Source organism: Neobacillus sp. 204, assembly GCF_046562815.1.
Lineage (GTDB): Bacteria > Bacillota > Bacilli > Bacillales > Cytobacillaceae > Neobacillus.
This window is the reverse complement of the sequence record NZ_JBJORY010000005.1, coordinates 272,303-295,952: the sequence shown is the minus strand read 5'-3', so window position 1 is coordinate 295,952 and position 23,650 is coordinate 272,303. Positions and strand designations below refer to the sequence as shown.

Here is a 23,650-nt window from a genome sequence, read left to right as displayed (position 1 = left end):
TGTATTTTGCTATAATAGTAGTATTAGAAAAATGCAGAATGATAAATTGGGGTGAGCAGATGAAATTTATCCATACAGCTGATTGGCATCTAGGGAAGCTAGTTCATGGGGTCTATATGACAGAAAATCAGCGCGAAGTACTTGAGCAATTTGTGGCCATCGTCGCGGAAGAAAAGCCGGATGCTGTTGTTATTGCAGGTGACTTATACGATCGTTCGGTGCCGCCAACTGATGCCGTGGAATTACTCGATGAAATTCTCTTTAAAATTAATGTGGAATTGAAAACACCGGTAGTGGCGATTGCTGGGAACCATGATAGTGCAGAGAGACTTTCATTTGGCAGTTCCTGGTATAAGCACAGCCAATTTTATTTATCAGGAAAATTAACAAACAATTTTACTCCAGTGCGAATAAACGGGGTTAATTTTTATCTGGTTCCTTATGCAGAACCAGGGGTAGTCCGTCAACTACTCGAAGATGATTCCATCCATTCCCATCAAGAAGCGATGAAAGCACTAGTTGGAAAAATGGAGGAAACTATTAATCCTAACGAGCCCAATGTTTTGGTTGGACATGCCTTTGTACTAGGAGGGCAAACGTCCGATTCTGAACGAGTCTTATCTGTAGGAGGTTCCGGTTGTGTGGGTGCTGAATTGTTCGAACCTTTTTCTTATACAGCACTTGGTCACTTACACAGTCCGGACGCCATTAACCATGACAAAGTGAAGTATTCAGGTTCCCTCTTAAAATATTCTTTCTCGGAAGCTAAACAAAAAAAGTCGATTTCAATTATTGAAATGGACGATAATGGTACCTTTACGCACCGTTACCGCTCGCTGACGCCAAAACATGATATGCGTGAATTAGAAGGGCATCTAGAAGAATTACTTGACCCTTTTTTTTATGAAAAAGAAACAGTTCATGATTATTTAAAAATTACTCTTCTTGATGAAGGGGCTTTGATCGACCCAATAAATAAGCTGCGTCAAGTGTATCCGAACGTCCTCCATCTGGAACGAAAACTCGATATTACCGATTTAAAGAAAAAGCAATCTTTCAAATCGATTCGAAGTGAGAAGAAGTCCGAGATTGAGTTGTTTGAACAATTTTACACTGAAATGACAACCTCGGAATTTTCGCTTGATAAAAAAGGGGCCATGACAGAGGTAATTGAAAAAGTCCTGAGGGAGGAGGGAATGAAATGAAACCGTTAAAACTGACGATGCAAGCGTTCGGACCTTATGCCGGACATGAAGAAATCGACTTTACCGCACTAGGCAATCGGACAATGTTCGTTATTTCCGGTAAAACCGGCTCCGGAAAAACAACCATTTTTGATGCAATCAGTTATGCGATATATGGAAAAGCGAGTGGTGAGGACCGCAATGGCCCCGATCTGCGCAGCCAGTTTGCCAATGATGAGTTATTAACCGAGGTTTCTCTTGATTTTTCCCTTCGTAACAAGGCTTATTCAATTACACGGTCACCGCAGCAACTAAAGAAGAAAGACAAAGGTGACGGCTATACACAAATAGGTGCCAAAGCTGAGTTATATATGTGGACAGAAAATGGCGAAAAGAAGCTGCTGGCTTCTAAAATCAATGATGTTGAGGAAAAAATTAAGGAAATTATGCTGATTGATGCAAATCAGTTCCGGCAAATATTAATGATTCCCCAGGGGGAATTCCGGAAACTGCTCACCTCAGATAGTAAGGATAAAGAAGTAATTTTACAGCGGCTGTTCCATACACAATTATATAAGATGGTTGAAGAGAAACTGAAAGCTGAGGCTATAGACCTGAAAAAGTCAGTTGAGGACAAGGTCCAGGCAAGAAATGAGCAGATTCGACGCATTCAGGCCGTAACCAATGAAGAACTACGAGAATATTTGGATGCAGATAGTCTGAATGATACGATCATCCTGCCGCTTTTACAAAAAGAAATTATGGGTATGGGTGAAGTGTTAGAACAATTGAACCTCCAATTAAAAGAAAAGGGCCAGGAGCAGGACAAATTAAAGGGCCAGCTGATTGAAGCAGAGGGAGTGTTAAAACAGCTGCAAATGCAAGAGGAGTTAAAAGTGCAAAAGGCACAACTTTTATCTCAAGAAGAAGTGATTTCTGAGAAAGAAAAGCAGGTGCAACGTGCCCATAAGGCTGCCCTTTTAGCAAAACAGGAAGAGCTATGCCACCGTTTAAAGCGTGAGGTAGATCAACTTGATGGAAATTTAAAATCGATCCAGACGGAAATAGAGAAATTGGCAGGACTTGCACAACAACATGAACAAGATCTAGAAAAAGAACTTGCACGAGAAGGGGAACGTCAAACAGCCCTTGATGAGGTAAATCGATTAGTCAATATGAGGGAGGATGTCTATTCGTTTTCCGCACTGCTTAAAGAAACACAAAACAAGGATGCTGAATTAAAAGCAGCGCAACAAAAGCATAGAAAGGCAGAACAAATCCTTGAACAACTAGAAGCGAAAATAGTTGACCTTAAACGGCAAAAGGAAGAAATTGAGAAAGGGAAACTCCTCTATCTAGAAAATGCAGGTAAAATAGATAAACTGAAGTCTGAGTTTGATCGCTTGGAAAAATACGAAATGTTGCTGGACCGTCATCAAAAAGCCGAGCAAAATCTAAGGTCGATAACTTCTAGATATGAAAATACTACTGCTAGATTTACAGACGCAAGAGCATTGGTGGAACAATTAGAGAGAAAATGGATGCATGGTCAGGCGTCCATATTAGCAGCAAGACTCCAATCGGGTGAAGCCTGTCCTGTTTGTGGGTCGGAACACCATCCAACTCCAGCAGTCCAACAGGGTGACACTATTCCGACTGAAGAGGAAATGAAGGCGGCTAAGGCTCAAAGTGCCAAGTGGGAAAAAGAAAAGTCAGCGGATGAAGCAGCTTTTTACCAAAGTCAGTCAGCTGAGGCAACACACAAGGAAGCTGTTGAAGAGATCATTAACGAAATTCGTTTGTACCGTGCAGATTTTACAGCAGATCAATTAGCTAATGCAAAAATTGAGGCAGTTACTGCTATGAACCAGCTTGTTCAGTCTCAAGCAAGGCTTGCGGAGCAGATTAAGATGCTCGATAAAGTGAAGAGCGAAATTGAAAACAGAGAAGTTGAAAAAGAAAAGGCGCAAAAAACGATTCTCCAGGTTTCCGATCTGATAAATGAGTTAACGGTACAATTTACTGAAAAGAAGACCAATCTTGCACGGATGATGAAAGTCATTCCAGAGAATCTTCGTTCGGAAGTAGAATACGAAAAAGCCCTCTTGATTGCTAAAAACCAGCAGGAACTGCTGGTTAAACAATTGGAAGAAGCTCAGCAGCGGTTACAGAATGTGAAAGAAAAACTTTCAAATGAAGCAGCGAGATTACAAGATGCCCAGAAGCACCATACTAGCAAGAAACAAGAACTGAAATCGGAAAGAGAAATCTTTATTAACAAACTGTCAGAGCAGGGCTTTGAAAAATACGGCACCTATGCTGATTCTAAACGGACGGAAGAAGAAATTAACCGTCTTGAAGCAGAGATCCGCAGTTATCGTGAAGAGTTACGATCGGTTTCTGACCGTTTGAAAGAATTAACAGATCGTTTAATGGACGTAAAAACACCTGATGTCGATGGATTGAAACTTGAGTTAGTGAAAATGACTAGAGAGATCGAGGCTCTTACTCAACAACACACGAGTCTATTTGTTAAAAAGCGGGATAACGAAGAAATATATAATCGTGTGGTAAGTTTGAATGAACAAATGAAGGTTATGGAAGAACGGTACAAGTTAATTGGACATCTTTATGAAATTGCTAAAGGCCAAAATAACTTCCGGATTACCTTTGAACGGTACGTTCTAGCATCATTCCTGGATGATATTTTACGAGAAGCAAATGGTCGCCTCAGAAAAATGACTTCCGGCCGTTTTCAATTGCTTAGAAAAACTGATCGGTCCAAAGGAAATGCACAAAGCGGTTTGGAATTGCTCGTGTTTGACCAGTATACGGGCCAAGAACGTCATGTCAAAACTTTATCGGGCGGAGAAAGTTTTAAAGCTTCCTTATCACTCGCCCTCGGTCTGGCTGATGTCGTTCAAAATTATGCCGGCGGGGTATCGTTAGAAACGATGTTTATAGATGAGGGCTTTGGTACACTGGATCCTGAGTCACTCGATCAGGCAATTGAAGCATTAATGGATATTCAAAGCAGCGGCCGCTTGGTTGGTATTATCTCTCATGTTCCGGAGTTGAAAGAGCGAATTGATATCAGACTCGAAGTCATGGCAGATCAGACCGGAAGTAGAACGGAATTTGTGTTTACAAATTAGTGGTTCAGTAGTTTGTAAAAGTTTAGATCTTGGGTATTGAGTGTTTTATTTTCCCTTTGAGCAGAAAAAAAGAGCCATACGGTAAGAAAGAGAGGCTTATAATTCCCTAGAAGTGGAAATAAAGGATAGGCGGGTAAGAAAGAAGAGCTTATAATTCCCCTGGAGTGGAAATAAAGGACAGTCGGGTAAAAAAGAAGAGCTTATAATTACCCTGGAGCATGAAAAAAGAGCCGTCGGGTAAGAAAGAGGAGCTTATAATTACTCTTAAACAGGAAAAAGGCGTCTGACGGTAAGAAAGAGACCCTCTTACCCGAACGCAAAAAAGCAGTGGATTTCATTAATCTGAAATCTCACTGCTTTTTGTATTTTCAACGATCTGTAACCTTATAATGGCCTAAAGTTAGGAAAAGGGTGTTGGGCTTCAGTGAGTGTGGAAAGACTCGTTAATTCCGCTAAGGAACCAATTTTATCCCAAACGGCCATTACATTCGCGGATTGGTGTGCTTTTTCAATCGCCTCCGTTGACCTCCACTCAGCAATCTCGATGATCGTTCCATCCTCTGCTTGAAGCGTCAATAATTCTCGATTTGTGATTAAATCTTCTTCTCGGAGGGTGGGGATATGTACTTTAAGGACTTCTTTTAATTCTCCCTCTTTGCCCGGTTTTGGACGATAAAGTGCCATGAACACTAAGGATGACATTATTTCACCTCCTTTAATTAAGGTTCACATCATTATAATCATTATATTAATTCTTTTGCGATTGCACGTCCAGCTTCCCTTCCAGTAAATAGACAGCCCCCGACGAATGTTCCTTCCAGCGAGCGATAGCCATGAATTCCGCCTCCGCCAAAACCTGATACTTCTCCAGCTGCGTAAAGACCTGGAACTGGTTTGCCAGCTGCATCAAGGACTCTGCCGGATAAATCAGTCTGCAGTCCGCCAAGTGTTTTTCGACTGACAATGTTTAACCGAACTGCAATTAATGGACCCATTTTGGGATCGAGAATTCTATGTGGGGTAGCCACTCTGATCAATTTGTCACCAAGATAATTTCTGGCTCCACGCATGGCGGTGATTTGCAGATCCTTTGTAAATTTATTTTCTATTTCTCGGTCTCTTGCAAGGATCTGGCGCTCAATCTCATCAAGCGATAACAAGTTATCACCGGAAATTTTGTTCATCCCATCTATAAGTTCAGGCAGGGTATTCGCAATAACAAAATCCTCACCTTTATCCATAAATGCCTTAACAGGTGCAGTTGGACCAGGTAGGACCCGGGCTAACACTTTTTTAATGCTTTTTCCGGTTAAATCAGGATTTTGCTCTGATCCTGATAAGGCAAACTCTTTTTCGATAATTTTCTGAGTTAAAATGAACCAAGAGTAGTCGTATCCTGACTTCATAATAGCTTCCAGTGTCCCTAAAGTATCAAATCCGGGAAAGTTTGGCGCGGGAAAACGCTTCCCTTTTGCGTCAAGCCAAAGCGAGGATGGACCAGGCAGGATCCGAATACCATGTTTAGGCCAAACTGGGTCCCAGTTTTTGATTCCTTCGGTATAATGCCACATTCGGTCACGATTGACGATCCGTCCGCCGGCTTTTTCCGTTATGCCAAGCATTCTACCATCCACATGTTCCGGTACTCCTGAGATCATATTTTGAGGAGCTTTACCAAGCCGATCCGGCCAATTTTTTCTAATTAACTCATGGTTTCCACCTATCCCGCCGCTTGTAACCGCTACAGCCGAAGAATGAAACTCAAATTCCCCGATTACCTCGCGGGAGCTTGCTTCCCCACGGGCCGCGGTACTTGGAATGAGGATGTCACCTCGAACACCGATAATAGCGTCATTTTCCTTGATTAATTCATTTACGCGATGTCGGGGACGATACTCAACAAGTCCATTCTCTATCGCTTTACGAACTCGATCCTCAAATGGCTTAACAAGACCGGGGCCTGTTCCCCAGACAATATGGAAACGGGGTACTGAATTTCCATGTCCTTCAGCCGTATAGCCGCCACGCTCTGCCCAACCTACAACAGGGAAAAATCGAACTCCCATTCCTTGTAGCCATTCACGTTTTTCACCTGCGGCGAAATCAACATAAGCCTCTGCCCACTTTTTCCCCCAATAATCCTCATCATCTTCTCGGTCAAATCCAGCAGCCCCTAACCAGTCCTGCCAGGCGAGTTCACGTGAGTCCTTGATCCCCATTCTTCTTTGTTCGGGAGAATCGATGAGAAATAAACCTCCAAATGACCACCACGCTTGCCCACCTAGAGAGGCTTCTGGTTCTTGATCTAAAAGCAGAACTCTTTTTCCTGCATCTGCAAGTTCAGCTGTTGCCACTAAACCAGCTAAGCCCGCGCCAACCACTATCACGTCAAAATTCAAATTAATTTCCCCCCTCCTATGAAACTATCAGATTGTTTAGTGAATTATCAGAAAAATAAATATAGTTAAGTATACCATAACTTACATGGAAATTTTGGGTGATTATTCAATCTGATATGAATGCAATAAGGGGACACAATCAAGCGCTTTTCTTGAAAGGGTCCCCTCATGCAACTAATTTGCTAACCGCTGAGCGTGAGGATCTTAAAAAACTTCATGGGGAGCTGTAGTCCTAATAAAATAGCCTGTTTATTTATAACTCTAGATATGACCAATTCACTCGTCATTTTTATTTAATATTTAGAGGTTTGAAATTATGAAATCATTCTATTTTTTGAAAAAGAAGGAAAAGATAGAGAAAGGAACAAACCCTGAGAGGTTTAGAAGAGGAGATATCATGGTAATTACCTTTTATTTCACTATAAGTTGGCTAATGATGGGATTGCTTATTTTTAATCGCCAAGATTCCCAGATCTCGAGAAGCGACCTTTTATTTCTTGTCCTCCTTTCTTGTTTGATTAACACTCATACCTATTTAGGATTTTTTGAAACATTTAAATGGTTGAAAACAACAACAACTCCGAAATTATATATCGCATTTATCCTTTTTCGGAGCCTCTTTATCCCATTATTTGTTTCCTATATTACATTGCATCTTACTAATAATACTTTGAAAAAAGCTTTAGCACTTGTTTTGATGTACTGCCTAATTATCATCGGCATCGATAAAATTAATTTGAATAGTGAGTTGTATAATTTTAAAAAGTGGAATCAATTTATTACCGTGATTTATTATCTTCTTTATTTGTTTTTTGTGATGTTTGCGTTTAAGTGGTTTAGGGGATTGCAATGTCAGGAGGTGAAAAACAAGGATGATGTTGGTAGAAAATAAATTTGACCAAAATGATTATTTTGTTATTTTTGCGATTATTATCTCATGGGGAATTTATTTCTTTTTGCCAAAAGTGTTTTCAAAGCAGTTGACCATCCTTATTTTCCTTTATAGCGTGACAGTAGCAAGTCTTTTTGATAACTCGTTGGGAGCTCCGCCGTTGGACTTTTACGATATTATGGATGGTCCTGAGTACACGGTTATGGATGTAGTCGTTTATTTCCTTTATCCCCCTTTTTCGTACCTATTTCTGTATCTTTATAAAAAGTATCAATTGAAAGATCAATACTTAGTGTTTTTCATATCATGTTTCACTGCAGTTGCTGTAGGGGTAGAGTGGGTTTACCATAAAATGGGGGTATTTCATTATAAAAACGGGAACAATATTGTTTACTCGATATGTGCTTATCTTTTTATTCAATCTTTATTAGTAGTGATTTATCGATTCTTACAAGGTGATAATAAGGAAATGAAAAAAACCAGATGAATTCTGGTTTTTTGTCAATTTAGTCGCTTTTTTTCTAAAATACGGAGATATATTGAAAAGAGGGTGTAAATGTCAGAAAATCTCCTCTTGAACAATAGAGTCATAATAGATACATTAGAAAGGAAGAACGATAAAGTAGGTGGCATCCTTGGAAAAACGATATTTTACAATTGGTATGGCAGGGCACATAGACCATGGGAAAACGTCTTTAACTAAAGCGTTAACCAATGTAGATACAGACCGGTTAAAAGAAGAAAAGGAACGTCAAATTTCAATCGAGCTTGGGTTTGCACCCTTATACGAAGATAATGAAATACAAATTTCGGTTATAGATGTTCCAGGGCACGAACGGTTTATCCGACAAATGATTGCTGGTGTTGCTGGGATTGATCTGGTCGTGCTCGTCGTAGCAGCAGACGAAGGTGTGATGCCGCAAACGAGGGAGCACTTGGATATCCTGAAATTTTTAGGGGTAAAAAATGGTTTGGTCGCCATTTCAAAAATTGATAGAGTAGATGAGGAATTTATCGAACTTGTAAAAGATGATATTTTGGATGAACTGTGTGGAACCGTATTTGAGCACGCACCGTTTGTTTTAATAGATAGTCTTTCTAACAAAGGCATCGACGAGATTAAGGAATTAATCATTAAAACTTTAAAGGAACAAGAAATGCGTGATGCTAAAGGGGCATTCCGTCTGCCAATTGACCAGGTATTCACAGTAAAAGGCCAAGGGACTGTCGTTCGAGGCACTGTGTACGAAGGAACAGTCGAAGAGGGACAAACGCTAAAAATCATGCCTATAGGGCTAGAGGTCAGGGCGCGGCAGATTCAAGTCCACCATAACCCCGCCGAAAAGGCCTATGCGGGTCAACGGACGGCCATTAACCTTTCGGGTGTTTCAAGGGAAGAAGTAGAAAGGGGAGATGTGCTTGTTTCGTCGGAACATTTCCTCGTAACGAAAACCCTAGATGTTGCTATTCGTGTCGTTGAAGACCTTGAGCATATGGTCAAACAGCGGATGCCAATTAAACTTCATATCGGAACCGCGGAGGTAATGGGGAGAATTGTCTTTTTTGACCGCAATGAAATCAAAGAGGAAAATGGGGAAATTCTCTGTCAACTCAGACTTGAGGTAGAAATTCTTACAAAACGCGGCGATCGTTTTATTCTACGTCGTCCTAGCCCGCAAGAAACGATAGGCGGGGGCTGGGTGATTGACCCACGTGGTGATAAATATCGTTTTGGAAATCAGACGATTGAAGACCTAGAAAAGAAAAAGGTCGGTTCACCTAAGGAGAGGATTTCTGCTGCTTTATTGGAAGCGAAATGCTTGCCTTTGACTGAGTTAATCAAACGAACTTCTTTAGACGAAGCCACATTAACCGAGCAATTAGCGGAGGAAGAATTTGTTTTATTTGATGGGAAGGAATATACACTCCAATTGCTGATCAATTCGATTGAGGAGGATATCTTCGATAAATTACAGGATTTCCATCTGCTTTATTCGATGAAAATCGGGATAAACAAAGCAGAGCTTTTGCAAACAATGCAAAAAAGAGTTCCAAAACATTTACTAGATTTTGTTGTCGAAAATGGAATGGAGAATCACATTTTTAACAGAAGAGGGCAATTTGTTTCGTTGGCAAGCTTCGTCCCACATGTCCCGAAAAACTGGGCAAAGCGGACTGAAAATCTGATTTCTGATTTAAAATCGGATGGATTAAAGGTTCGTTACTTAAAAGATTATTTTGCAGATGCCGGTATTCCTGATAATCTTGTGGCTGATCTACGACGCTTTTTAGAAGAGGAAGAATTACTTGTCCAGTTGGATGAACAGTTTGCTTACCATGGGGAAGTGTTTGAGCAAGCAGTTGCTAAACTCCGCAGTCAAACTGGAACAGAATTTGATGTCGGCGAGGCGAAAGACGTTCTTGATCTATCACGGAAATATATGATCCCGTTTTTAGAAAGATTAGATTCTTTAGGACTTACCAAGAGAGTGGAGAATAAACGAGTTTGGAAAAATTAGCTTAAAAGCCTCAATTCCGTGATGGAATTGAGGCTTTTATTTAAGATAAAAACTCTGCAGGGTTTAGGCCAAGTTCATTACAGATATCGCTAACCATTTGCTTCTCATTGTTGTCAAAATTTCCATCCGCATAGCCAATGGCGATACAATAACGGGCGACAAGACGAGCAATTTCGGGCTTGGTTCTTATTTTTGCAAGAGCACGGAAGGCCTCAGCACGACCCATCATACGGTCATTTTCGATTCGAGAAACAAACATGTTGAATTTTTGGATGACCTTAGTGGTATCAAAAACTCGTAATTCCTCACTTTGATGGACAAACTCGATCATTTTCTGGCGTTCAGATGCATCTAGGTATCCATCTGCCATCGCCACTAAGGCACAGGCAGCTACCACTGCATCAAGGACATCCTGACTTTTATAACGATTAAAGAGTTCCTGTGCTTTTCTCTTTTGATTGTTTGCCCATTCTGCGTAATCGGTTTGCGAAGGGGACCAGGAATTGCCGCAGCTATTACATGAAAACTTCAATTGATTTTTTCCTATAAAACCGCCAAGTAAGCCAACAGGACCAAGGATTAGTCCGCCAATTGCGGCTTTACCCAGACCGAACCCTTTCTTGCCTGTCCTAACATTGGACGAGTGACAGCGCGGACAAATGATTTCATCTCCACCGTATGTCTGGTGTGAATTTACTGTCGCGGGATAAGACTGTGTCGGATATCCGTAGGCAGGCTGTTGATGTTGGTAAGATGATTCAGGCTGCAGATGAACAGGCTGCTGATAATTACCGTTTGATTGGTTTTGTTGGTATGGACTAGCCTGCTGATACCTTTGACTTGGTTGATACGTTGAAGGCTGAGATGGTGTTGGTGTTGACACACTCGCTGGAGGGTCATCCACCGCAATCCCGAAGTTCCGACAAAGTGCAGCCAATCCTCCTTGGAAGCCACTGGCAATGGCATTAAACTTCCACTCCCCATTGTGGCGATACAGTTCAGCTGTAACAATTGCTGTTTCTACCGTAAAGTCTCTTCCTAAGTTGAACCTCAATAATTCCTCATGTGTTTGCTCATTGAAAATACGTACATAGGAATCTGATATTTGTCCAAAATTTTGACGCTTCGCTTGAGCGTCATGGATGGTAATGGTGAAGGCAACCCGGTGAATGTGGGCAGGTACCCTTGCTAAATCAATCCTGATCTGTTCATCATCCTGTGCCCCTGCACCCGTCCGGTTGTCACCGCTATAAATAATCGAGCCATTTCCACCTGAAGGATTGTTATAAAACACAAAATCCTGATCACTGTTCACTTTCCCAGATTCCCCTAATAAAAAGGCAGATGCATCTAAATCAAAGTTTGAACCTTGTTGATTAATATTCCAGCCTAACCCAACCACGACGTTTTGCAGGCCAGGGTGAGATTTTGTTAAATCTACTTTTTGTCCCTTGCTTAGTGTAACACCCACTGTTTTCACTCCTCATCGATTATTTACCTATGTACATTATAATGTATTTTTTAAAAAGGAAAAAATTTCTTCATGATTTAGGTCACCATTATGTACGAGGTTAGAGTGAAAAAAGTTTCAAGTTTTCATGGAAAAATCAAATTAAAGAGACTAACTTTGGAAGTTGGTCTCTTTCTATTTATCAATTACTATCAAGTTTGTGGGTTACCACTGGTAAGATGAGCATCAAACATATCAATTATTTCAAGGAATCTATCAGCTTCACGGTATACGTGGTCTGCTAAGAGCGGGTGAATGATACTCTTGATTTTACATTGCTCTATTAGGTCACGTGCCGTTTTCTTAAAGTCCCTAAGCGATGAGACCGATACACGATTCTGATCCAGGAATTGATCTAGAAGAGGAACTGTTTGAGATTGTGGCCGCATAGATTCTAAATCTATCGCTTGATACATCAATTGATCAAAATCATTACTAAAATTACGAGCCATATCAACTAACTTCCTCTCAGACGGATCTAGCAGATGACCAATAAACTTAGCATGGTCGGCCATGATCCTTAAGAAAAAGACATTTTCTTTAATAATGGCATCAGGAAGAGGTTTCAATTTACCTTCATTCAATTCAATTAATCGTTTTCTAAAATAATTAGCTTCCCGACTTGTATGATCCACTAATAGTGGAAAATTGTTTGCCCCTGGCATTTTACATGTGAGAATTAATCCTAGTATTTTTCGTTTAAATAGGAAAATATTGGTTGCTGCTAGTTGTACTTCTGTATTAAATCTTCTTATTTGTTCAGGATCAGTTTGATTGTTAAAGGAATAGGCAGCTTGTTCAATTTGTTCAAACGTTTGGTAAAATTGATTAGCCTCTTGAATAAGTTGAGTATCCTCGGCTCTAAAACCTAAGCGAAGAAATAATGAATGCTCTTTCATAATTCTGCCCCAAAAACGAATTTCATTTAAAGATCGCTCTACGAACATTCCAGATGTTACACCCGTATCTGGATGTAAATAACCTCCATCCCCAATCATGTCAAACCCCCTAATTAATGCTTCATTCATTAAAATCTTATTAAAAAAGTCCTATAAATAGACCAAAACAAAATGACAATGTTGCCAGAGGATAAATAGAGGAGACATCAACCTTCAATGTAGCTTAAAGAAAATGACTCCGGTACAATTCCGGAGTCATCAGTTTACTGCTATGATGGGAGTCTTTTAACTGAGCTTTTAGGGGGCATAGTTTTATAAAATCATTATATTAGTTTATATGATTCGAATGATCTTTATTTTTTATAAAAGGCCACCAGTTGGCTTCGCCGAATGTTTTCACCATGACAGGTACAAACAATGGAAGCACAACCAGGGAATACAAGGCTAATCCGATTAGTAGGATTGTAGCAATTTCAAGCAAGGATAAAACACCAGAAGGCATCATCGCGGCAAAGGTACCGCCTAAGATGATCGCTGCTGAAATAATAACCGTACCCATCTTTTTCATGGAAAGTAGAATGGCTTTTTCAACTGGCAGGTTTCGATATTCGTTGAAGCGATCCATTAAGAAAATACTGTAATCTATACCTAAGGCTACTAAGATAACAAAGGCAAAGAAGGGAACCGCCCAACTAATTCCAGAGTAACCTAATAAATTGACAAAGATTTTTTCTGAAATGGCCATCGAAGTATAATAGGTTAACACCAATGAGCCAATCAGATAAAGAGGCATAATTAGAGAACGGAGCAGAATCACTAAGATAATACTAATCCCGACAAGCATGAGCACAACGGTTCTAGAATAATCCGCTTTTGAAATGGAATCAAGATCGTTATGCATACTTGATACACCGCCTACCGCTACTTTGGCATTCTCAAGCTTGGTGTCCTTAATCACACGTTTTACTGCTTCCTTAATTTCGGGAATGCGGTCGATCGCATCATTAGAATAAGGATTTTTACTAAAAATCACATCAATGGTCATTACTTTTCTATCTTTTGACATATAAGCGTCGAGTGCTTGCTCGAAGTCCTTACTGTCAAGAACGTCCTGTGGAATATAAAATCCATTTTGTTGCTGCTTGGAGACCTCAGACAGGTAATCTTGAGCAGAATTCAGTCCGTCAGAAACTTGATTTAAACCATCAGCACTTTGGGTTAATCCATCTGAAAGCTGAGTGATCTGACTACCCATATCCTGGAAGCCCGTTAGAAGCTGCTTTTGCCCGTTATTTAATCCAGATAGTCCACCAGTATATTGAGGAAGGCCTGCAATGATTTTTCCTTGTCCTTCAGCCATTTTATCGAGCCCAGTTTCCAAACCGGAAATCCCTTTTAAAAGACCTTGCATCCCTGAAATCAGTGCTTTTTGGCCTTTTGTAATTTCGGCAAATTTACTATTCGCAAACTGAATTCCTTCTTGGGCACTCTTAAGTTCTCCATTTAATTGCTGCATTCCTCCCGCTAACTCTTTTGTCGCGGTTTGCGAGCCCTGAACTGTCATTTTAATAGCTTGATAGTTTTGATTTTGACCGATATCACTGTATTGCTTTTCTAGATTAGTAAAATATTGATTTGTGGCAGATAAATTGTTGTGCAATGTATTTAATCCAGTAGCTACTTTTTCATATTGTCCGTTAAGTGTGTCTAATCCAGCACTTGCTTTTTGATAGCCCGCTAACAATTGTTTGCTTCCAGCTAGAACTTCTTCAGATTTCGTCTTAACCTGGGCCAAACCATCTTTAATCTGGGTAGAACCAGCAGAACCCGATTTAAGACCCTTCTCAATTTCTGTAAGGCCGTCTTGGATGTCTCCCATTGTCGTTTTTAGTTTATTTGTTCCAGTTATTAATTCGCTGATTCCGTCGGTGGCTTCCTGCATTTTAGGCTGATTGGCTGCCATCTGACTGCCAGCTTCCTCTAAGCCATCGCTGATTTTTTTAATTCCATCATTACCCTGGCTAAGTCCATCACCAAGACTTGCTACCTGTTTAGAAAGATATAAATCGTCAAGTGTGTTACCGGTTGGACGGGTTACGGACCGGACTGTATTCACGTCGTTGACGCGGGTGAGTTCTTGGCTTATTTTTTCAGTGATCGCCATATATTCGGAAGTATTCATTTGATCATCATTTTTAATCACAATTTGGGTTGGCATCGATTCACCAGGGCCAAATGAATCGGAAATAATATTGAAGCCTTTGATCGAAGAAAAATCATCACTGATTTCTTCTAGTGAATTAAACGATAACTGATCCTTATACGTGAATAAGAAGGGAACAGAGATAACGCCGACGATAATAAAAGCAATCAATGGACGTACAAGTGCAAATTTACCTGCAAATCCCCAAAATTTACTTTCACTGTGTTCGAGTTTGCCTTTGGATGGCCAAAATAGTTTTTTACCAAGCACAGCCATAAAGAAGGGGACAATCGTAACAAGTGCAATTAAAAGAATCGCCACGCCTACAGCAACAGCTGCGGCTGATTGATAAAGTTTAAAGGTTGAAAATCCAATTGAAGCAAAACCAATCATGACGGCAACTCCGCTAAAGAAAACGGTTTTTCCGGCAGTTCGATAGGTTTCTATAATCGAATCTGTTACACTATCATTCTTTGCCATTTCCTCTTTAAAACGACTCAGCAGCAAGATACAATAATCTGTTCCAATTCCAAAGAGGACAGCGACTAAGAAAATCTGTGTAAAGGTGGAGAGTGGAAAGTTTACCTTATCCACTAATAAAGACACAATCGATTGTGCTGTAAGATAACTGAAGCCTACAGTAACTAACGGAATAATTGGTGCAATCGCGGATCTAAACACAAGAAGGAGCACGATCAGTATGAACCCAACTGTAATCCCCTCTGTTTTTTTCAATCCTTCTTGAGAGTTGGTTACTAGGTCATCGCTGATCACCCAGTTTCCTGTATAGTAATGATCGAGTTTTACATCGTCAATTTCTTGATACAATTCATCTGCAATTTCTTTGGCTTCGCGATCTTTTACATCGACTTTAAGGGAAACCAGAATCGTTTTCCCATCCTCTGAAACCAGCTGATCCTTTAGGTCCACGTTATTAAAATGGGTTAAAATTTCGGAAATCCCTAGTTTTTCCTTGTTTTGTTCCAACTGATTAACGGCTTTTTCGGCACTTGTAAAGTCTGCCTGTGTTAACTTTTTCTCACTATGAAAAACCAGGGCAGTTGGCAAATTACTTTCGCTGTTTTCACTGGATTGAACATCCTTGAGGATTTTTTCGGCGATAGTTGAGGAATATCCTTCTGGTACAGTAATTTGCCCTTTCTCCCGAACAAGCGCTTCCATATTTGGAGCTACCATAAATAGTGCAGTGATAACAAGGATCCACGCAATTAATATGAGCCATTTTCCTTTTATGATTGCTCTCATTTTTTATTCCCCCAGTTCTTCGTTTTTCTTGTTGACTAAAATTTGCGCTAATTTTTCATACGTATTAATAAAAGCAGTAATTTCGTTTTCTTCAAATTGGGTGATGATTGATTCAACGAGCAGTTGAACTTTTTCTTGGCAATCCACGTAAAGGGTGTAACCTTCCTTTGTTAGGGATAAGTAAACCACTCTGCGGTCGTTTTCATCACGAGTTCTTTGTATTAGTCCTCGGTCTACCATCCGATTAATGATGGCCGTAATGGCACTTTTATTGACCTCGAAAGCATCGGCCAGCTCCGTGGAAGTGCATTCCTTTGCCTGATGAATATATCTTAGTATGTAATGCTGATCGTTCGTGAGTTCGTCGCCAATTTGTCCCTTGATTAAATACTCCGCCTTTTTGTGTACTTGAAAAGAAACGGACACATAACGGTCGATTAACTCTTGGATGATGTTTTTATCCATGGTTGTTTTCACCCCTTATAATAAAAATAGTTAAACTGTTTAACTATTCACTTGTTAAACTATATAATAAACAAAAAACAGTGTCAATCAATAATCAAGTTCGGACAGGCAGGGTCTCTCTTTTCGTGTTTGTACCATCTATTAAGGAAAAGTTAAGGAAAGGAGATAATAATAAACTTATTCCAAAAAATAAGTTGTACCAGGGAGATGGAGAGGATTAGAAAAGGAGTAAGTAGGATGAAAAAATGGATCATCATTATATTCGGCTTCCTTATTATTAGTTTTGCCGGTTATCAATGGTATACCTCGAAATTAACAACAAAGGCGGCTGCGTCCGCCCAAGTCCGAACAGCCCTTGTCCAAAAAGGAACATTTGAGGTCAAAATTAGCGGTTCGGGAACAGTTCAAGCGGTAACGAGCGAGGACATTAAATCCAAGCTTAATAACAAAGAAATAGACGAGGTATTAGTAGAATCTGGTGAGCAAGTAAAAAAAGGAGATGAAATAATAACTTTTACGGATGGGAGTGACCCTGTGACGGCTTCCGCGACTGGAGTTATTACGACTATTCCAGTTACCGCAGGTGAGCGCGTAACGAGCGGACAAGTTGTCGCCCATGTAACCAACTATGAAGACTTACAAACGGTGGTCCAAATTGATGAGCTGGATATTTCAAAAATCAAGAAAGGGCAAACAGTAAGTGTAAATGTGAATTCCTTCCCTGATAAAACCTTCACAGGTAAAGTAACGGCGATTGCGGATGAGGGAACAGCTGAAACTGGTGTTTCCACTTTTGATGTCACTATTCACATCAGCAAACCAGATAAATTAATGGTAGGAATGAGCACAGAAGCGAGTATTCTTACCGTAAGTAAAGAAAATGTCCTTTATGTACCACTTGATGCCATTTACAGTTCAAATGATCAAAAATATGTAATTGTAACCTCTATTGAAATGGATAAACAAACCTCTGATAAGAAGCATAAAACAGTCGAAACAGGATTGGCAAACGAAGATTATGTCGAAATTACGGAAGGAGTCACAGAGGGTGAAATCCTTCAATTACCTCAACTAGCTACTGGAAGTAAAGCAACTAAAACGCAAGGAACGTTGCAAGGAGGCGGTTTTGGAACTGGAATCGGCGGCTTTGGTAATGTAGGTGGGATGAATCGTACTGGTAATGGACAATTTGGCGAAAAAAACAGAAACTAAAGGAAAAATCATTCTGATGGTGTTCTTGGAAGAACATCACATTTTCAAGTAAGTTAAGAATGAGAACAGCGGTCGTAAGGATGTTACGATCGCTTTGTTTTCTATATAATTACAGTTATAATAATTCCTTGCATAGGAGAGATAGACATGCGTGTATTAGTAGTTGAGGATAATTTGTCATTACTTGAATCAATTGTTCAACTTTTATCCGATGAATTTGAAGTGGATCAAGCTTCTAATGGAGAGGATGCATTGTTTTTGGCCATGCAGAATATTCATGATGTGCTCGTGTTGGACGTCATGATTCCTGAGATTGATGGTTTTGAAGTGTTACGAACCATTCGAAAGGAAGGATTGAAAATACCAGTCCTCTTCCTTACCGCTAGAGATTCACTTGAAGATCGAGTTAAAGGACTTGATAGCGGCGGGGATGATTATTTAGTGAAGCCATTTCAAGCAGCAGAATTAAAGGCAAGAATCCGTGCTTTGTTAAGGAGAAGTGGCAGTTTAACAACCAATCAAACAATCCAGTATCGTGGCATAGAATTGTTAGGCAAGGAAAGAGACATTATTGTCGATGGAAATCAGTTAAAACTCACTGCAAAGCAATACGAGCTGTTAGAATATCTGATTCAAAATAAAGGAGCCATCCTAACAAAAGAACAAATCTATGACCGGGTGTGGGGCTTTGACTCAGATACAACTATCGCGATTGTTGAGGTTTTTATGCACCATCTCCGTAAAAAACTAGAACCATCAGGATATCATACTGATATTAAAACGATTCGTGGCGTCGGCTATATGTTGAACGAAGAATAGGAGCTCACATGTTTCGGCAAACACTTATTAAATTGACATTTCTAAATTCATTAGTATTTATCGTTCTTATTAGCATACTCGGGACCGTTATTTATTTTTATACAGATAATAAATTATATAAAGATGTGAATCAATCACTGCTTGAATCGATTGAACATTTTCAACAGCAGCCGGCAGGACCAGGTGAAATTCATGAGGGGAATGGAGGAGGATTTCTAAGATTTTTTAAGAGAGACCCACGGATATTAACCCTAATCTGGAATGCCGACCATCAGCTTCTGTTGGAACAAAACCGGGATTCAGACATTTTCGCTGGTAATGAGAAATTGATTCGACCAAAAGAATTAAATACGTTAAAGGATGTTGATGTAGAAGATTTTTCGTTTAGATATATTGCCATTGAAGTAAATCATCCTGAATTAGGAAGATTAACCGTTCAATTCATTCGCAATGTTAACTCGGAACAAGAATTATTGGACAGGCTATTGTTAATTATGTTGATTGGAATGGGTGTTGGAATCATTTGTGCTGTTGCTTCTGGCTATTTTTTAGCGGGAAGGGCACTTGTCCCAATTAAAAAAGCCTGGCATAAGCAAACAGAGTTTGTGTCTGATGCTTCACATGAGTTACGAACCCCATTAGCGGTCATTCAAGCAAAAACGGATTTACTATTTAGGGCACCCAATGCAACGATTCAGGAGAAAATTATCGATGTTTCAACCATATCAAATGAATCAAGGCGGCTTTCTAAATTAGTAACGAACTTATTAACCCTAGCGAGATCTGACTCTGATCAAATTGAAGTCAAAAAGGAAGCTTTTCAACTGGACGAACTATTGAAAGAAATTCTTCAACATTATGAGGAAATTGCACTGTATCAAGAAAAGTCGCTGCAATTGCAAGAATCTGAACCTGTTATATTTTTTGCAGATAAGGCACGGATTCATCAGTTAATCGTCATTTTACTGGATAATGCTATGAAATATACGAATGAAGGCGGAGAGATCCTACTGTCATGTTCACAGAATCACTCATCTATCTTTCTTAAAATTAAGGATACCGGGATCGGAATTCCTGAAAATGATATTCCAAAAATCTTTGACCGTTTCTATCAAAGCGATAAAGCAAGGACTGCTGTCGAAGGAACAGGACTGGGTTTATCAATTGCGAAGTGGATTATTGAGAAACATCATGGTAAATCAAAGGTGCAAAGTACCCTCGGTAAAGGAACAACAATTGAAGTTATTTTTCCAAGAACCCAAAAACATTGATTTTGGGTTTTTTCTATGAAAAAAGATGGAGCGAGGCGGATGTTTCTTAAGAAAATCTTAAGGAAAGCCCTTCATAATGTGGTTGATATTTATTAATACAAGCATATCACATGATGAAATGTAAAACTGAAGGGAGAAATCTGAACATGAAGAAAACGAGAAGGGCGCATCTTTGGATTGGCCTAATTGCTTCCATTTTCATCTTTATCGAGTCCTTGACAGGCCTGGTAATGAATGAACCATGGTTAATCGGCCAAACGCAAATCGAAAATATGCGAGGGAATTTTCAACCAGGACAATTTAATCAAGGACAGCGTTCACAAGGAATGAATGGTGGTTTTACGCAAGGAAATGAACAAAATTCAGGGCAGCAAGGTGGTCAATTTAGAGGACAAGCTAATGGTCAGAATGGAACAAATGCAAATGGTCAATTCCATGGGCAACGTGGAATTGGAGGAAATGGAAACATGCCTGAAGGAATTCGCGAACAAGGCTCGGGGCAAGGTTCGATTATGTCCACTATCCGTGGACTTCATGAAGGTAGAATTGGAAATACAAATGTGAAATGGTTAATTGATTTAATTGCCGTGGCCTTAATGATTTTAACTGGGACAGGAATCTATCTGTCTATTAAAGTCCTCGCTGCCGAAAGTAAGCGTAAGAAGCGAGAAGTCGATAGCTTATTTGAATAGATGAATAAAATATAAGCACACGAATTCAATTTCGTGTGCTTATTGACATGTTTATTCTACAATGATTGTTCCTTTAAACATTTGCATTCCACAACTAAAGGTGTACTCGCCTGTTTTATCAGGAGTAAAGGTTAGTTTTGTTATACCAGTTTTTAAGTTGACATTGTTTATATCAAAATCAGGAATCATAAAAGTAGAAATACAGTTACTACTATCAAGTGGATTTTTAATTTCTAGCTCGACTGGTACTCCCTTTTTGACTCGAATGACATTGGGTTCGTACCCCTGAGTGGTTACTTCCATCTTAACAAGCGGCTTGCTTTCTTTTGTTACATCAACTTCCGTTTTGGCAACCGCTTGACTCGCATTTGTTTGTGCAGAATTTGTTTGGGCTGATTTACTTTGACCTGGAATTTCCACCATATCACTGCTGTACATAAATAGAAACAACGATACCAGTACTACTCCTCCTGCGATGATCGCAAATGGCGAGAGCTCTTGGGTATCAAGCGTTAATTTATTGTTGGATTCTACGAAAATATACATTATTACGAATCCGATAATTAGAATATAGAATCCTAACAAAATTCCTAATAAAATAGTGGGATTAATAAATTGAAGGAAAACACCTAGAATGGCACCAATAATTCCTCCCATCAAACCAGAAATAGATCCCATTAGGATGGCTAAAATACCAACTGGATGGCCAGCTAAGAAACCTACGACAAAACCTATAATCATACTGACTCCGACTACTAGAAAAATCTCACCGGAAATGATGCCAATGATACTTCCGGTAAGTAAACCTGTAATCACCGCAATGACCATACTAATCAATATTCCAGATTGGTTTGCTAGTTTTTTGTTATGACGGTAAACAGAATAGATGGAATAGCTGGTCCCGAGTGCAACAATAATTGCCGTAATAATCGCAAATACATTCATTTTTGGTCTCCTCTTATGAGTAAATGATTAACAACATAAGAGTATTATAAATGCAAATAAACGATTCAAATTTGTATATTCAGTGATTATTATGAACGTTTTATGAATATTGTTAAGGGTAAAATTACTAATGAGGATTTTTGAGAGATCACTTTATTCTTTTTCTTCTTTATCCAGGGTATTTTTATAAATCCTTTTCATGGCCTCATTTTGCATCTTGATATATTCAAGCAAAAATTCTTTTTCTTCTTCTTCCTTTTGAAGATCATCCTTCTCTTTTTCCATGTAAACCACCCCATTTTTTTCTAATTACTAGCATTTTAACCGATTTGAAACTTCGTTTAAAGTGAATTCGATCGGATTATGCTCACTTCAGAAAAATATTCCATAAAAAAATTGACTTTTTTTACTTTGAAATATATAATTTTCAAAAATACTATTGAAACTGTGACGGGGATTAGTAAAGTGAAGTGGTCTTATCAAGAGAGGAAACCATTGGTGTGAGGTTTCTTAAGACGGTCATTTGAACCTGCCTCCTGAGTTCTGTATCGGATGAATTTGAAGATACATGCGGATCATGTCCGTTATCAGGTAAAGAGTATAAAGCAATTTTGCTTTATGAATTTAGGGTGGTACCGCCAGGCCTTGGTCCCTTATTAGGATCAAGGCCTTTTTGCGTCGAAAAGCGGAAGCGCCCATTCTCATATTTTAAAAAAATTAATGAGGTGTCAAACATGGCAAAAGAATTTGTTAAAGATGTTACTGCAATGGACGATGATTTCGCCCAGTGGTATACAGATGTCGTTACAAAAGCTGATTTGATTGATTATTCAAGCGTACGTGGTTCAATGATTATTCGACCTTATGGCTATGCTCTATGGGATAATATAAAGAATGAGCTGGATCGCCGAATTAAAGAAACCGGGCATGAAAATGTGTATATGCCATTGTTTATTCCTGAAAGCTTGCTTCAAAAAGAAAAAGACCATGTGGAAGGTTTTGCACCTGAAGTAGCATGGGTCACACATGGCGGGTCTGAACCACTTGCTGAACGATTGGTTGTCCGTCCAACGTCAGAGGTGCTTTTCTGTGAGCATTATAGCAACATCATTCATTCCTACCGAGACCTGCCAAAGCTCTATAACCAATGGGCAAACGTTGTCCGTTGGGAAAAAACAACGCGTCCGTTCTTACGGACATTAGAGTTTTTATGGCAGGAAGGTCATACGGCGCACGCGACTGACGAAGAAGCAATGGAAGAAACGATTAAAATGCTTAACGTTTATGCCGCTGTATGTGAAGAAATCCTTGCAATTCCAGTGGTAAAGGGACAAAAAACGGAAAAAGAAAAGTTTGCTGGTGCGAAAGCTACGTTTACCATTGAAAGCTTAATGCATGATGGTAAAGCATTGCAGTCCGGTACGTCTCACCACTTTGGCACAGGGTTTGCCGAAGCATTTGGTATTCAGTACACTGACAAAGAAGGAAAGCTTCAATATGTACATCAAACATCTTGGGGCTTTACAACAAGAATTATCGGGGCCTTAATCATGGTTCATGGTGACGACCGCGGTCTAGTGATTCCACCAAAAGCTGCACCGACTCAAGTGATGATTGTTCCGATTGCGCAGCATAAAGAAGGCGTACTTGATTTTGCTTATGATTTGAAAAAGTCGCTTGGTAAGGTTGCCCGTGTCGATATTGATGCTAGTGATAAAAAGCCAGGCTGGAAGTTCAATGAGTATGAAATGAAAGGCATTCCAGTTCGTCTTGAGGTTGGTCCTAAAGATATTGAAAACAAGCAGGTTGTTTTAGTAAGACGCGATACTTTAGAGAAAGTGTTCGTTCCTTTAGATCAATTAGAAACAAAGCTGGTTGAACTATTAGATGAAATTCAAACGAGTTTATATAATAAAGCACTGAATCATCGGGAGGAGAGAACCTCCGTTGCTTTAACTCTTGCTGAGTTAAAGGAAACGCTTGAAGCTAAACCAGGTTTTATTAAGGCAATGTGGTGCGGCGAATTAGCATGCGAGGAAAAAATTAAAGAAGATACTGGGGCAACCTCTAGATGTATGCCCTTTGAGCAAGAACAAGTATCGGATAAGTGCGTTTGCTGTGGAAATGATGCAGACAAGATGGTTTATTGGGCAAAAGCATACTAAAACTATGACTTTTCGGGCTCTTCCTAATTGGGAAGAGTCTTTTTTATAAAATGT

The 23,650-nt window shown here is 39.6% G+C and carries 18 protein-coding genes and 1 other annotated feature; of the genes, 10 read left to right on the top strand and 8 right to left on the bottom strand.

Features of this window, described 5'->3' with window-relative positions; genetic code table 11:
- The first annotated feature begins 59 nt into the window (after window positions 1–59).
- Window positions 60–1,205 carry an exonuclease SbcCD subunit D gene (locus tag ACJ004_RS12825; RefSeq protein WP_410893410.1) on the top strand — a complete coding sequence of 382 codons (1,146 nt, stop codon included), beginning with the start codon at window positions 60–62 and terminating at the stop codon, window positions 1,203–1,205.
- Complete coding sequence (locus ACJ004_RS12820) at window positions 1,202–4,339, top strand: AAA family ATPase (protein WP_410893409.1); 3,138 nt, start codon at window positions 1,202–1,204, stop codon at window positions 4,337–4,339. Before ACJ004_RS12825 ends, ACJ004_RS12820 begins: the two co-directional genes overlap by 4 nt.
- Before the next feature lie 384 nt (window positions 4,340–4,723).
- Here the strand turns inward: ACJ004_RS12820 and ACJ004_RS12815 are convergent, their stop codons facing one another.
- Both ACJ004_RS12815 and ACJ004_RS12810 read right to left on the bottom strand, forming a co-directional pair.
- On the bottom strand, window positions 4,724–5,041 hold the full coding sequence (locus ACJ004_RS12815) for a putative quinol monooxygenase (RefSeq protein ID WP_410893408.1): 318 nt from the start codon (window positions 5,039–5,041) through the stop codon (window positions 4,724–4,726).
- 41 nt (window positions 5,042–5,082) lie between these two features.
- The gene (locus ACJ004_RS12810) at window positions 5,083–6,738 is read right to left on the bottom strand and encodes an FAD-binding dehydrogenase (protein ID WP_410893406.1); all 1,656 of its coding nucleotides are present in this window, start codon (window positions 6,736–6,738) and stop codon (window positions 5,083–5,085) included.
- Window positions 6,739–7,135: 397 nt separating this feature from the next.
- Between ACJ004_RS12810 and ACJ004_RS12805 the strand changes: the two genes are divergently transcribed.
- From ACJ004_RS12805 to selB, 3 genes are all read left to right on the top strand, one after another.
- The gene (locus ACJ004_RS12805; protein ID WP_410893405.1) at window positions 7,136–7,630 is read left to right on the top strand and encodes a hypothetical protein; all 495 of its coding nucleotides are present in this window, start codon (window positions 7,136–7,138) and stop codon (window positions 7,628–7,630) included.
- On the top strand, window positions 7,611–8,117 hold the full coding sequence (locus tag ACJ004_RS12800; protein ID WP_410893404.1) for a hypothetical protein: 507 nt from the start codon (window positions 7,611–7,613) through the stop codon (window positions 8,115–8,117). The genes ACJ004_RS12805 and ACJ004_RS12800 overlap by 20 nt, the downstream gene beginning before the upstream one ends.
- Before the next feature lie 148 nt (window positions 8,118–8,265).
- A complete protein-coding gene (selB, locus tag ACJ004_RS12795; RefSeq protein WP_410893403.1) occupies window positions 8,266–10,149 on the top strand; it encodes a selenocysteine-specific translation elongation factor in 1,884 nt (627 codons plus the stop codon).
- A gap of 40 nt (window positions 10,150–10,189) precedes the next feature.
- On the opposite strand, the gene ACJ004_RS12790 is transcribed toward selB, so the two are convergent.
- The 4 genes from ACJ004_RS12790 to ACJ004_RS12775 all read right to left on the bottom strand — a co-directional run bounded on the left by ACJ004_RS12790 (window position 10,190) and on the right by ACJ004_RS12775 (window position 16,492).
- Window positions 10,190–11,620 carry a TerD family protein gene (locus ACJ004_RS12790; protein WP_410893402.1) on the bottom strand — a complete coding sequence of 477 codons (1,431 nt, stop codon included), beginning with the start codon at window positions 11,618–11,620 and terminating at the stop codon, window positions 10,190–10,192.
- 191 nt (window positions 11,621–11,811) lie between these two features.
- A complete protein-coding gene (locus ACJ004_RS12785; protein ID WP_410893401.1) occupies window positions 11,812–12,657 on the bottom strand; it encodes a DUF2935 domain-containing protein in 846 nt (281 codons plus the stop codon).
- Between the two features lie 229 nt (window positions 12,658–12,886).
- Entirely contained in the window at window positions 12,887–16,027 is a 3,141-nt protein-coding gene (locus tag ACJ004_RS12780) for an MMPL family transporter (protein WP_410893400.1), read from the bottom strand.
- A gap of 3 nt (window positions 16,028–16,030) precedes the next feature.
- Window positions 16,031–16,492 carry a MarR family winged helix-turn-helix transcriptional regulator gene (locus tag ACJ004_RS12775; protein ID WP_410893399.1) on the bottom strand — a complete coding sequence of 154 codons (462 nt, stop codon included), beginning with the start codon at window positions 16,490–16,492 and terminating at the stop codon, window positions 16,031–16,033.
- Window positions 16,493–16,729: 237 nt separating this feature from the next.
- Between ACJ004_RS12775 and ACJ004_RS12770 the strand changes: the two genes are divergently transcribed.
- From ACJ004_RS12770 to ACJ004_RS12755, 4 genes are all read left to right on the top strand, one after another.
- Window positions 16,730–17,704, top strand: a complete 975-nt coding sequence (locus ACJ004_RS12770; protein ID WP_410893398.1) for an efflux RND transporter periplasmic adaptor subunit — start codon at window positions 16,730–16,732, stop codon at window positions 17,702–17,704.
- Between the two features lie 147 nt (window positions 17,705–17,851).
- On the top strand, window positions 17,852–18,523 hold the full coding sequence (locus tag ACJ004_RS12765) for a response regulator transcription factor (RefSeq protein ID WP_410893397.1): 672 nt from the start codon (window positions 17,852–17,854) through the stop codon (window positions 18,521–18,523).
- Between the two features lie 8 nt (window positions 18,524–18,531).
- Window positions 18,532–19,794 (top strand): sensor histidine kinase, encoded by a 1,263-nt coding sequence (locus tag ACJ004_RS12760; protein ID WP_410893396.1) that lies wholly within the window; start codon window positions 18,532–18,534, stop codon window positions 19,792–19,794.
- 146 nt (window positions 19,795–19,940) lie between these two features.
- Entirely contained in the window at window positions 19,941–20,486 is a 546-nt protein-coding gene (locus tag ACJ004_RS12755) for a PepSY-associated TM helix domain-containing protein (RefSeq protein ID WP_410893395.1), read from the top strand.
- A gap of 51 nt (window positions 20,487–20,537) precedes the next feature.
- Here ACJ004_RS12755 and ACJ004_RS12750 read toward each other — a convergent pair whose 3' ends face one another.
- Both ACJ004_RS12750 and ACJ004_RS12745 read right to left on the bottom strand, forming a co-directional pair.
- Window positions 20,538–21,431 (bottom strand): cupredoxin domain-containing protein, encoded by an 894-nt coding sequence (locus ACJ004_RS12750; RefSeq protein ID WP_410893394.1) that lies wholly within the window; start codon window positions 21,429–21,431, stop codon window positions 20,538–20,540.
- 153 nt (window positions 21,432–21,584) lie between these two features.
- Window positions 21,585–21,716: a hypothetical protein gene (locus tag ACJ004_RS12745; RefSeq protein WP_410893393.1), complete on the bottom strand. Its 132-nt coding sequence runs from the start codon at window positions 21,714–21,716 to the stop codon at window positions 21,585–21,587.
- A gap of 153 nt (window positions 21,717–21,869) precedes the next feature.
- Window positions 21,870–22,088, top strand: a binding site (T-box leader).
- A gap of 68 nt (window positions 22,089–22,156) precedes the next feature.
- Here ACJ004_RS12745 and proS point away from each other — a divergent pair.
- A complete protein-coding gene (proS, locus tag ACJ004_RS12740; RefSeq protein WP_410893392.1) occupies window positions 22,157–23,596 on the top strand; it encodes a proline--tRNA ligase in 1,440 nt (479 codons plus the stop codon).
- Window positions 23,597–23,650: the final 54 nt, after the last annotated feature.